Source organism: Paraburkholderia nodosa DSM 21604, assembly GCF_000519185.1.
In the GTDB taxonomy this organism is placed as follows: Bacteria; Pseudomonadota; Gammaproteobacteria; order Burkholderiales; family Burkholderiaceae; genus Paraburkholderia; species Paraburkholderia nodosa.
Map to the genome: position 1 here is coordinate 21,794 of NZ_JAFA01000008.1, position 11,974 is coordinate 33,767.

Annotated in this window: 10 protein-coding genes; 4 read left to right on the forward strand and 6 right to left on the reverse strand. The window is 65.8% G+C overall.

Going from position 1 to position 11,974, the window contains the following annotated elements; all coding sequences use genetic code 11:
* Positions 1-134: 134 nt before the first annotated feature.
* Positions 135-1,034: an NAD(P)-dependent oxidoreductase gene (locus A3CW_RS0113290; RefSeq protein WP_035512951.1), complete on the reverse strand. Its 900-nt coding sequence runs from the start codon at positions 1,032-1,034 to the stop codon at positions 135-137.
* 189 nt (positions 1,035-1,223) lie between these two features.
* On the opposite strand from A3CW_RS0113290, the gene A3CW_RS0113295 reads away from it, so the two are divergent.
* Positions 1,224-1,433, forward strand: coding sequence for a dodecin (locus A3CW_RS0113295; RefSeq protein WP_028204013.1), 210 nt, complete (start codon positions 1,224-1,226; stop codon positions 1,431-1,433).
* A 176-nt stretch (positions 1,434-1,609) separates the two neighbouring features.
* On the opposite strand, the gene A3CW_RS0113300 is transcribed toward A3CW_RS0113295, so the two are convergent.
* The 4 genes from A3CW_RS0113300 to A3CW_RS0113315 all read right to left on the reverse strand — a co-directional run bounded on the left by A3CW_RS0113300 (position 1,610) and on the right by A3CW_RS0113315 (position 6,569).
* Positions 1,610-2,695: a BMP family ABC transporter substrate-binding protein gene (locus tag A3CW_RS0113300; protein ID WP_028204014.1), complete on the reverse strand. Its 1,086-nt coding sequence runs from the start codon at positions 2,693-2,695 to the stop codon at positions 1,610-1,612.
* A 105-nt stretch (positions 2,696-2,800) separates the two neighbouring features.
* Positions 2,801-3,730, reverse strand: a complete 930-nt coding sequence (locus tag A3CW_RS0113305) for an ABC transporter permease (RefSeq protein WP_028204015.1) — start codon at positions 3,728-3,730, stop codon at positions 2,801-2,803.
* Positions 3,731-3,767: 37 nt separating this feature from the next.
* Positions 3,768-4,874, reverse strand: a complete 1,107-nt coding sequence (locus tag A3CW_RS0113310; protein WP_028204016.1) for an ABC transporter permease — start codon at positions 4,872-4,874, stop codon at positions 3,768-3,770.
* Between the two features lie 66 nt (positions 4,875-4,940).
* The gene (locus tag A3CW_RS0113315) at positions 4,941-6,569 is read right to left on the reverse strand and encodes an ABC transporter ATP-binding protein (RefSeq protein ID WP_028204017.1); all 1,629 of its coding nucleotides are present in this window, start codon (positions 6,567-6,569) and stop codon (positions 4,941-4,943) included.
* Between the two features lie 254 nt (positions 6,570-6,823).
* Between A3CW_RS0113315 and A3CW_RS0113320 the strand changes: the two genes are divergently transcribed.
* Positions 6,824-7,756, forward strand: a complete 933-nt coding sequence (locus A3CW_RS0113320; RefSeq protein WP_028204018.1) for a LysR substrate-binding domain-containing protein — start codon at positions 6,824-6,826, stop codon at positions 7,754-7,756.
* Between the two features lie 72 nt (positions 7,757-7,828).
* Here A3CW_RS0113320 and A3CW_RS0113325 read toward each other — a convergent pair whose 3' ends face one another.
* Positions 7,829-9,238: an 8-oxoguanine deaminase gene (locus A3CW_RS0113325; protein ID WP_028204019.1), complete on the reverse strand. Its 1,410-nt coding sequence runs from the start codon at positions 9,236-9,238 to the stop codon at positions 7,829-7,831.
* Between the two features lie 590 nt (positions 9,239-9,828).
* On the opposite strand from A3CW_RS0113325, the gene uraH reads away from it, so the two are divergent.
* Positions 9,829-10,182, forward strand: coding sequence for a hydroxyisourate hydrolase (gene uraH, locus A3CW_RS0113335; protein WP_028204021.1), 354 nt, complete (start codon positions 9,829-9,831; stop codon positions 10,180-10,182).
* A 213-nt stretch (positions 10,183-10,395) separates the two neighbouring features.
* A complete protein-coding gene (locus tag A3CW_RS0113340; RefSeq protein WP_028204022.1) occupies positions 10,396-11,589 on the forward strand; it encodes a urate hydroxylase PuuD in 1,194 nt (397 codons plus the stop codon).
* The last annotated feature ends 385 nt before the right edge of the window (positions 11,590-11,974 follow it).

Genomic DNA, 11,974 nt, shown 5'->3' on the forward strand with positions numbered 1-11,974 from the left:
GCGAGTTCCAGCCGCGCGGACAGCTCTGCTGCGCGCAGCATGACACGGCAAGAAGTGAGCAATGTGAAGGCCGCCATGCACGCCGGTTACAACGGGGCCGCATCGCCTGCGAGACCTTCGCGCGGTCGATCCGCTCAAGCTTCGCCGGTGCGCGGCGTCTGCAGGACGTCGATGAAACCCGAAAAATCGGCCTGCGCGAGGCCCATGGCTGCTGCCAGACGCAGCAATTGCTGGACCGTGCCCGAGACGGGCATGGGCGTGCCGGTCTGCGCGGCCGCTGCGGCGATCGTGTCCACGTCTTTCTGAAACGTCTTGAGCGCGCCGATGGATTCGAGCCCGTCTTGCGTCATGCGCGGCACGAACGTCCGCAGCAACGTCGAATCGGCCCAGCCGCCCGCGAGCGCGTCGGGCAGCTTCGACGCGTCGATGCCGCTGCGCCGCGCGAGGCTAACCGCTTCGGCAATCGCGGCGACGGTGGCCGTGACGATGGCCTGGTTGCACAGCTTGGTGGTCTGACCCGCGCCCACGCCACCCATATGGGTCACGCGCGCCGCGTAGGCGCCAAGGATCGGCGTAACGGCTTCCACGTCCGTCGCTGTGCCGCCCGCCATGATCGCCAGCGTGCCGTTCTGCGCGCCCGCCACGCCGCCCGAAACCGGCGCGTCGACCCAACCCACGCCGAATGCCGCCGCACGCTCTGCGAGCCTGCGCGTCGCGTCGGGAGGAATGCTCGAATGATCCACGATGCGGCGCACGCGCACGCTCGCGCCGGGCGCACCGGCCAGGAGCCCGTGCTCGCCGAACACCACCTGCTCGACCGCCGCCGCATCGGCGACGCACAGCAACACCACGTCGGCCTCGCGCGCCAGCTCGCCGGGCGTCGCGGCCACCTGCGCGCCATCGGCGATCAGCGCCTCGGCCTTCGCCGGCGAGCGGTTCCATACGCGCACTGCGTGCCCGGCGCGCAGCAAATGACCGATCATCGGCGCGCCCATCAGCCCCGGTCCGCAAAACCCCAATACCTGACCGCCCATCTCGTTCGTCTCCTGTCGATCGCCGTTGCGCTTTCACGCCTGCAAAACGGGCACGTCGAATGCTCGTTTTCGCGAGAGGCGCCATGATAACCGGCGCCGGGCTTCTCTCATCTTTGCCCTTGCGCCCCGGTCCGTTACCTATACTCGATTGACGCGCCGACGCCGCGCGACCCACGAGGAGACACTGTTATGAACGACCACGTCTACAAGCAGATCGAACTTACCGGCTCGTCCAAGGAATCCAGCGACGACGCCATTCGCTGCGCCATCGCGCGGGCGTCGAAGACGCTGCGTTACCTGCACTGGTTCGAGGTCGTGGAAACGCGCGGCCTGATCGAAAACGATCAGGTCTCGCACTGGCAGGTCACGATCAAGGTCGGTATACGCCTCGACGACTGACGCGGCGCGGCTTCGCGCCGCGTCGGCGCCACGTCTTTGCGGACGGCCATCAAGGCAAAACGGCTGCGCGAGCCTCGCCGGCTACACACAGCCGTTTCGCGTACGCACGTCGAAATCGTACGAAGAATGCGCTCGCACCCGCGCCGTGTCAGGCGGCGCGAGCGCCCGACTCATGCTTACTTCGGCAGCGAGCCGTCCACGCCTTCGACGTACCAGTTCAGGCGTTGCAGTTCCGGGTCGGTCAGCGTCTTGCCGGCCGCAATCTTGACTGCGCCCGTCTGATCCTTGATCGGGCCCGTGAAGACGTCCCACTTGCCGCTCGCGATCTGTTCGCGCTTCGCGGCGACGGCCTTTTGCGCGTCGGCCGAAAGCTCGGACGTGTTGACGTCGCCGAGATCGACGGCCTTTTGCGGAATGCCCCACCACACGGGGTCGTTCTTCCACTTGCCATCGAGCACCTGCTGGATCGCCGCGACGTAGTACACGCCCCAGTTCGCCTCGACCGAGCCCAGGTGCGCGTGCGGGCCGAACTTCTTCATGTTCGAATCCCAGCCGAACGCGTGGACTTTCTTCTCTTCGGCGGTGGCGAGCGTGGCGCTCGAATCGGTGTTTTGCAGCAGCACGTCCGCACCCTGGCCGATCAGCGTTTCGGCGGCCTGCTTCTCCTTGCCCGGATCGAACCAGCTGTTGATCCAGATGACCTTGGTGTGCACCTTCGGATTCACCGAGCGCGCGCCGAGCGTGTACGCGTTGATGTTGCGCACGACCTCGGGAATCGGCACGGAGGCGACGAAACCGAGTGTGTTGGTCTTCGTCGCGTAACCCGCCGCGACGCCCGCGAGATAGGCGCCCTGATACATGCGCACGTCATAGGTGCCGAAGTTCGGCGCCTTCTTGTAGCCCGTTGCGTGCAGGAACACGGTGTCCGGGAAATCCTTCGCCACCTTGAGCTGGAAGTCCTGATAACCGAAGCTCGTGCCGAAGATGATCTTGTTGCCCTTGTTCGCGAGATCGCGGAACACGCGCTCCGAATCCGCCGATTCCGGCACGTTTTCCACGCGCGTGATCTTGATCTTGTTGCCGAACTTCTGCTCGGCGACTTTCGAGCCCTGATCGTGCGCGAAGGTCCAGCCGGCATCGCCCGGATTGCCGAGGTAGACGAACGCGACGCCCGGCGCATCGGCGGCGTGAGCCGCAGGCGCGAGGGCCGCCGTGCCGCACGTGGCGGCGACGGCGAAAGCGGTCAGGATGGTTTTTTTCATCGTGGATCTCCTGTCGTGGATTGGGAACGGCGAGCGTTCAAGGCGTGTTGGTTAGCATTCCGGATAATTGGACCCACCTGGGCGGCCCCACCTGGGCGGCCCCACCTAGGCGGCCCCAAAGAACGGCTTGCCGAGCGAAGCCGGCGCGTTCAGGCGGATCGTGTTCGGGTTGCGCGAGATGAGCACGAGCACGACGATCGTCGCGACATACGGCAACATGGCCAGGAACTGCGTGGGCACCGGCACGCCCACGGCCTGCGCATAGAACTGCGCGCCCGTGACCGCGCCAAAGAGCAGCGCGCCGATCAATAGGCGGCCCGGGCGCCACGTCGCGAACACGACCAGGGCGAGCGCGATCCAGCCACGCCCCGCCGTGATCTGCTCCTGCCACAAATGCAGTTGCACCACGGAGTAGTAGCTGCCCGCGAGGCCTGCCATTGCGCCGCCGAACGCCGTTGCGCCATAGCGCACGCCGATCACGGGAAAGCCCACTGAATGCGCGACCTGCGGCGACTCGCCCACCGAGCGCAGCACGAGCCCGGCGCGCGTGCGATAGAGGAACCAGCCGACCACGGCGAACATGATGAACGCGAGGTAGTCGACAGGCGTGAGGCTAAAGAACGCCTGCCCGACCACGGGCAGTTGCGAGAGCCCCGGAATCGGCCAGGGGGCGATGGTCGCCGACGTGGCGGCCGAGGTATACGGCTTGCCCACATACGCCGAGAGCCCGACGCCGAAGATCGTGAGCGAGAGGCCCGTTGCGACCTGGTTGGCCAGCATCGTGAGCACGAGGAAGCCGAACAGCAAGGCCATGACGATTCCTGCGACCATGCCCGCAACGAGGCCGACCCAGGGACTGCCAGTTATGGTCGTGACCGCGTAGCCCGTGACGGCGCCCATCAGCATCATGCCTTCGACGCCGAGGTTGAGCACGCCCGACTTCTCCGTGACGAGTTCGCCCACGCCCGCGAACATGAGCGGAATGGCGGCGGTGACGGCGCTCGAGGCGAGCGAGCTGGCTTGCTGGATATCCATGTCGTGTGGCCCGTTTGATTGTTCTGGATTGCGCTGGTCAGTTCGCAACCGCGACCGGATGACGGCGGCGCACGCGATAGTTTACGAAGAGGTCCGCGCCGAGCAGGCAGAACAGCAGCAGCCCCTGGAACACGCCGGAAAGCGCCTGCGGCAATTGCAGCGATGTCTGCACGGCTTCGCCGCCCAGGTAGAGCAGCGCCATCAAGAGGCTCGCGAGCACGATGCCGACCGGGTGCAGGCGCCCCACGAACACGACGATGATCGCCGTGAAGCCGTAGCCCGGCGACCACGTCGCCTGCAGCTGGCCGATGGGGCCGGCAATCTCGCCCATGCCCGCCAGGCCCGCGAGGCCGCCGGACAGCAGCAGCGAGGTCCAGATCGTCTTTTTCTCCGAGAAGCCCGCGTAGCGCGCCGCGAGCGGCGCGAGACCGCCCACGCTCATGCGATAGCCCGCGAAGCTGCGGCGCATGAAGAGCCACACGAGCGGAATGGCCGCGAGCGTCAGGAAGATCGATGCGTTCAGGCGCGTGCCGCGCAGCCAGTGGATACGCCAGTCGCCGCCGAAGGTCGGAAAGAGCGCGTCGCCGCTGAACATTTCGGAGAGCGGAAAGTTCATGCCTTGCGGGTCGCGCCACGGACCGCTTACGAGCCAGATCAGCAGTTGCGTGGCGACGTAGGTGAGCATCAGGCTCGTGAGGATCTCGTTGGTGTTGAAGCGGCTCTTGAGCCACGCGGGAATCGCCGCCCACGCCATGCCGCCCAGCACGCCCGCGAACATCATCAGGAAGAGGATCCACCAGCCCGTGGCTTGATCGAAATAGATCGCCACGCCGCTCGCCGCGATGCCGCCCAGCACCATCTGCCCTTCCGCGCCGATGTTCCACACGTTGGCGCGATACCCCGCCGCGAGACCGAGCGCGATCAGGCATAGCGGCGAGGCCTTGAGCAGGAGCTCGGACCAGCCGTTGATGCTCGAAAGCGGTTCGATGAAGAACGCGTGCATCGCCTGCAAGGGATCGCGGCCCACGAGGCCGAAGATCAGGAAGCCGATGGCGAGCGTGAGCAGCGCCGCAATCAGCGGCACAGCGATGCGCACCGTGCGCGACGGCGTCGTGCGGGCTTCGAGTCGGTACGGGAAGATCATGGTCGTGAAGTAGGTGGCCGGTCTGGGGTGGTCGATGGGCTTGCGCGTGTTGTTATGGGTCGCCTGTCACGCGTTCGCCACGGTCTGCGCGGGCGGCTCGCCGTCGGGCCGGCCGCCGCCATCGCCGCGATCGGCGCGCTCGCCGAAAAGCCCCGCCATCCAGCGGCCGATTTCCTCGGCGTTCGTCTCGCCGGTCAAACGCGCGGGCGAAAGGCGTCCGCCTGCGAGCACGGCAATGCGATCGCAGATGTCGAAAAGCTCTTCCAGTTCTTCCGAGATCACGAGTATCGCCACGCCGCGCGCCGAAAGATCGAGCAACTGCTGGCGAATGAATGCGGCCGCGCCCACGTCCACGCCCCAAGTGGGCTGCGCGACCACGAGCACCTTCGGCGCCTGGAGAATCTCGCGCCCAACGATGTACTTCTGCAGATTGCCGCCCGAGAGGCTTTGCGCGAGCGCGTCCGGACCGCCGCAACGCACATCGAATGCGCCGATGCAGCGCTCGGCGAAAGCGCGCATCGCGCCGGTCCTGAGCCAGCCCGAGCGCACCATGCCTTCGCGGTGTGCCGTGAGCAAGGCGTTTTCGGCAAGCGACATGGCCGGGACCGCACCGCGCCCCAGCCGCTCCTCCGGCACGAACGCGAAGCCGAGCTTGCGGCGCGCCCCGGCCGAAAATCGGCCTGCGGGCTTGCCGCAAATCCTGACGGCATCGGCGCTCACACCGTGGCGGGCCGCGTGCGCCTCGCCCGAGAGCGCGGCGAGCAATTCTGCCTGGCCGTTGCCCGAGACGCCGGCGATACCGAGTATCTCGCCCGCATGCACGCTGAACGAAACATCGTTGAGCGAGGTGCCGAACGGATCGTCGCTCGGCATCGACAGATGCTGCGCTTCGAGCAGCACGTCGCCGGGCGCGTGCGCGCGCCGCGTGTAGTCGGGCAGTTCGCGCCCAACCATCAACCGCGCGAGCGACGCATGCGTTTCTTCGCGCGGTATGACGCGGCCCGTGACCTTGCCTCCGCGCAGCACGGTGGCCGTGTCGCAAAGCGCCTGGATTTCGTCGAGCTTGTGGCTGATATAGAGAATGCTGCAGCCTTCGGAAGCCAGTCGCCGCAGCGTGCCGAACAGCTTGCGCACCGCTTGCGGCGTGAGCACCGAAGTCGGTTCGTCCATGATCAACAGACGCGGATTCTGCAGCAGGCAGCGCACGATCTCCACGCGCTGACGCTCGCCCACCGTGAGGCTATGCACATGGCGCTGCGGATCGACATCGAGGCCGTATTGCGCCGACACCTCGCGAATCCGCTTGCCGAGCGTTTTCAGGTCGAACGCTTCGTCGAGCGAGAGCGCGATGTTCTCGCCGACGGTAAGCGTTTCGAACAACGAAAAATGCTGGAACACCATGCCGATGCCGAGCTTGCGCGCCGCAGCCGGACTCGCGATTTCGACGGCCTGGCCTTCCCAGCGGATCTCGCCCGCGTCCGGCCGCACCGCGCCGTAGACGATCTTCATGAGCGTGCTCTTGCCCGCGCCGTTCTCGCCGAGCAAGGCATGGATTTCGCCAGGCGCGACCGAGAGCGTGACATCGTCGTTCGCGCGCACCGCCGGGTACTGCTTCGTGATGCCGGCAAGCGCGAGGCGCGGCACACCACTGCCGTTTTGCGCACGCGATGCCTGACGTGAAGAAGAATCACCCATGGAGGTTCCGCCGTTGTACGTTATTGCTGTCCGTTAACCGTTTGACGCTGGCCGCCGCGCGCCGCCGTGCGGGGGTGACGATACCCGTTAGCCCTGCGAAGGTCGAGCCGCCAAAATTCGCTGTTGCCCCGCTGCACGGGCGACTTGGCGCGAGCCTCGGGGTAAGCCTCGCTTGACGCCACTTTTTGTCCATATTAAAAACGATATACCCACAAGCCTCATCGATCAGCCAGAACATATAATTCGGAGAATTCATGAGTCAGCAACGCGAGGCGATCGACACGTACCTCTTGCGCGTCTTGCACACGCTTCTGATGGAGCGCAGCGTGACACGCGCGGCCGTCAAGCTCAATCAGTCCCAGCCCGCAATCAGCGCGGCGCTGCGGCGTCTGCGCGACATCACCGGCGACCCGCTCCTCGTGCGCGGCAAATCCGGCATGGTGCCGACCGAGTACGGCCTGCGCCTGCTCGAGCCCGTCCAGAACGCGCTGCGCGAGATCGAGCGCATCCGCTTCCAGCAGCACAATTTCGATCCGGCCACCTCCATCCGCTGTTACCGGATTGGCTGTCCTGACTATCTGAACGTCCTGTTCGTGCCGACCGTGGTCGAGCGCTTTCGCCAGGCCGCGCCCAACGCCACGCTCGAGTTTCACTCGCTCGGGCCTGCGTTCGACTACGAGCTCGCGCTCGAGGAAGGCAAGCTCGATATCGTCATCGGCAACTGGCCCGAGCCGCCCGAACAGCTGCACCTCTCGAACCTGTTCGTCGACCAGATCGTCTGCCTGATGAGCAACGCGCACCCGTTCGCCAAGCGCGGCGGGCTCACGCTCGACCAGTATCTGAACGCGCCGCATCTCGCGCCCACGCCCTACTCCGTGGGCCAGCGCGGCGCCATCGACGTGCACCTCGCGCGCGAGCGCCTCAAGCGCCACGTGGTCGTCACGCTGCCCTACTTCAATCTCGCGCCCTACGTGCTCGTGAAGTCGGACCTGGTCTTCACGACCACGCGCCTTTTCGCCGACCACTACGCGCGCTTCCTGCCGCTCACGGTCGTGCCCGCGCCGCTCGACTTCCCGCCGATGCAGTACTACCAGTTGTGGCACGAACGCTGTCATTACTCGGACGAAGTACGCTGGTTACGCAGCCTCATCGCCGAAGCGACGAAGACGCTGATCAACAAGCCTTGAGTACCACGGCCGCACGTTGCTGCGGCCGCCTGACCTTTTTCAACACGCCTGTGCGTTGCGCGCTTGCCTGCCTCAGCGCGCCATCTGCACGAGCTGTGCCGCGAGCCGGTTATGCCGCTCGATGACCGGCCCAAGCTCCACCGTCTGCAACACGCCCTCCTTCACGACCACGCGCCCGCCGATCACGCTCAGCGCGACCTGTGAGGGTGCGCAGAATACGAGCGCGGCGACTGGATCGTGCAGCGCGCCCGCGAAAAGCGGCTGGCGCAGGTCGAACGCCACGAAGTCGGCTGCCATGCCGGGTGCGAGCGCGCCAATGTCGTCGCGGCCCAGCACCTGCGCGCCGCCCAGCGTCGCGATTTCGAGCGCTTCGCGCGCCGTCATGGCATCCGGTCCGAAGCCCACGCGCGCGAGCAGCATGGCCTGGCGCGCCTCGGCCACCATCTGCGCGCCGTCGTTCGACGCCGAGCCGTCCACGCCGAGGCCGACCGGCACGCCAGCGAGCCGCATCTTTTTCACGGGCGCAATGCCCGAGGCAAGCCGCATGTTCGAGCACGGACAATGCGCGACGCCGGTGCCAGTCCGGCCGAACAAACCGATGCCGTGATCGTCGAGCTGGACGCAGTGCGCATGCCATACGTCGCGGCCCACCCAGCCGAGGTCCTCGGCATATTCGGCGGGCGTCATGCCGAACTTTTCGCGGCTGTAAGCAATGTCGTTGACGTTCTCGGCGAGATGCGTGTGCATGGACACGCCGTAATGCCGCGCGAGCACCGCCGATTCGCGCATCAGGTCGCGGCTCACCGAGAACGGCGAGCATGGCGCCACGACGACGCGCAGCATCGCGTACCGGCCCTCGTCGTGATACGTCTCGATAAGCCGCTGCGTGTCGGCGAGAATCGCGTCCTCGCGCTCGACCACGGCATCGGGCGGCAAGCCGCCGTCCTTCTGGCCGACGCTCATGCTGCCGCGGCTCGCGTGAAAGCGCATGCCGATGCGTTGCGCCGCGCGGATGCTGTCGTCGAGGCGGCTGCCGTTCGGATAGATGTACAGATGATCGCTGGACGTCGTGCAGCCCGAGAGCAGCAGCTCCGCCATCGCGGTGAGCGTGGAGACCTCGATCATCTCGGGCGTGAGGTTCGCCCATACCTTGTAGAGACTCGTGAGCCAGCCGAACAGTTCGGCGTCCTGCGCGGCCGGCACGGCGCGCGTGAGGCTCTGGTACATGTGGTGGTGCGTGTTGACGAGCCCCGGCGTCACGAGGTGGCCGCTGGCGTCGATCACCTCGTCGGCCGTGGCGGGCAGTCCCGCCGTCGGGCCGACCGCGACAATGCGGTTGCCTTCGACGTAGAGGCCGCCGCCGCGAATCTCGCGGCGCGCGCCGTCCATCGTCACCAGCATGTCGGCGTTTTTCACCAGCAGCGTCTTGCCGGGCTTTTGCGGGTCTTGCGGGTTTTGCCGCTGTGCGAGTGTGGGTTCCATCGTCCTTGTTCGCTCCGTTGTCGTGCCGCCACGAGCCCTGGCTATTCCTTCGGACTCGCGCACGGCGTGTGAACCAGACGCCCTCGCCTCACCCGCCGACCTCGCCGGTCGCCCAGGCGCCCGGTGCCGACGCGTCCCGACGAGGACGCCGCTGGCCCGGTTACCCGGCGTCCACCGCCGTCTTCGGGACGCGCAGCACGCGCTGCGCATGGCCTCTACGATCCGCAACCAAAATTGTCGTGGCAATTCGCGCCGCTGCGATACCCACATTCACGCCACGCATATAGAGGTCGATTTTTGGCGTCGCTACGATGCCAACAAGGGACACCTGAATCCGGGGCGCAATGTGCGACAGCGCCCCGGGCACCACCCAGGGCTCACCCTCATGCGCGTAGCTTTATCTTTCCTATCGCTCGCGCGCACCGGGTGCGATCGTTCTTAAAATGCGTTCACGGCGCTCGCTTCGATCCGCCGACGGGTATGTAGCCACTGACGTGGAGCCTCGATCCGCCGCAATGCATCATGCATGGGATCGGGAGCTGCCGCTGAAACCTCGCAATCGCACCAGGCACTCACAAGGAAAACTGCGAATGGGCAAGCTGACTACCCACGTGCTCGACACCGCGAACGGCCGTCCCGGCGCGGGCATCAAGGTCGAGCTCTTTGCGCTCTCGGGCGACGCGCGCCGCGCGCTCAAGACCGTCACCACCAATGACGACGGCCGCTGCGACGCGCCGCTGCTCGAGGGCGTTGCACTCGCCAAGGGCGAATACGAACTCGTGTTCCATGCCGGCGACTATTTCGCCGCTCTCGGCACGAAGGTGCCCGAGCCGCGCTTCGTCGACCGCGTGGTGTTGCGCTTCGGCATCGCCGACGCCGGTTCGCACTACCACGTGCCGCTACTCGTTTCGCCGTGGTCGTACAGCACCTATCGGGGCAGCTGAGCGAGCCCCGGGCGGCCACCGCAACACATTCTCATAGGGCATTCCGGGCGATCTCTAGCCCGGGTCATCAAGCCCAAGGTCATACGAACAACAACGGCAGCGCGGCAGCGCAAGGGTCGTCCAGCGGCCCCGACGCTACGCGGCGCGCTCATACCCCGCAGTTAGCGCGTGCGCTCGGACGCGCGCGCAATGCATCAGGACTGGAGACGTTTCATGGAAGGCTTTATTACCGATTGGCTGAACCTCGCGCTGCGCTGGTTCCACGTCATCGCGGCGATCGCCTGGATTGGCGAGTCGTTCTATTTCGTCGCGCTCGACAACAGCCTCAAACCGCCCACGGACCCGAACCAGCGCCGCCGCGGCGTGTTCGGCGAACTGTGGCACGTGCACGGCGGCGGCTTCTACAACATGCAGAAGTACACCGTTGCGCCGCCCGAAATGCCCGACGACCTCCACTGGTCGAAGTGGCCGTCGTACACCACATGGCTCTCGGGCGCGTCGCTCTTCACGGTGCTGTACCTGATGGCGCCGAACACGTATCTGATCGACAAGAACGTGCTCGACATGGGTCCGGTCGTCGCGATCTTCTCGGCGCTCGGCTTCCTCGCCGCGGGCTGGATCGTCTATGACTCGCTGTGCCGCGTGCTCGGCACGAAGGACAAGCTGCTGGGCGTGTGCGTGGGCATCTATGTCGTGATCGCGGCCTACCTCGCGTGCCACATTTTCTCGGGCCGTGCCGCGTACCTCATCATGGGCGCAATGCTCGCGACGATCATGTCGGCCAACGTGTTCTTCGTCATCATCCCGGGCCAGCGCAAGATGGTCGCGGCGATGCTCAAGGGCGAAGTGCCGAATCCGATCTACGGCAAGCGCGGCAAGCAGCGCTCGGTGCACAACACCTATTTCACGCTGCCCGTGGTGTTCGCGATGCTCTCGAACCACTACGCGATGACCTACGCCCACGCCTACAACTGGGCCGTGCTCGTGGTGATCATGCTGGCCGGCGCGCTGATTCGCCAGTTCTTCGTGATGCGTCATCGTGGTCAGCAGCTCTGGTATCTGCCGATCGGCGGCGTGGCGCTGATGTTCGTCGCGCTGGTTTGGACGCTGCCGCGTCCGGTCGTGCCGCAGGCCGAAGCCGCGAACGCGCCGTCGCTGAAGGTTTCCGATATCCAGCCGATCCTGCAGCAACGCTGCGCGTCCTGTCACTCGGCCCATCCGACGCTGATGGGTGCCGCACCCGCAGGCGTGATGTTCGATACGCCCGATGAGATTTCGCAGAACGCACAACGCCTGTATCAGCAGGCTGTGACGCTCAAGGCGATGCCGCTTGGCAACGTCACTCACATGACCGACGACGAGCGGCAGAAGATCGCGATGTGGTTCCAGGGCGGCGCGAAACAATGACGTAGCTGGCAGCGCGATTAGTTTGCATCGCGCTACGTAAGTTGCGACCGGAAGGACCCGAAGTGCGATGCGCTTCGGGTCCTTTTTCTTTTGGTACGGTTTCTTTGCTGAAGGGCTTGCGCGTTGGGCGGCGATGCGCGGGGTATGGCGAAATGGCATCAGGCATTCGACGAATGCTGGGGACTCGGCGTGCAAGCTGCAATGAGAGCGCAAACGCTGCGCAACTATTCGCAAAGGCTACGGCAGGTGCATCACGCAGTCAGGCGCCCGCAGAATGTGCGGAACTCGGATGACGCGAGCCTCGCCGCCTTGCCCGATCGAAGCATTGAAGCATCGAGCGGCGCACACAGCCATGCATGACTCGCCATGCCTTACGGCGCCCTGA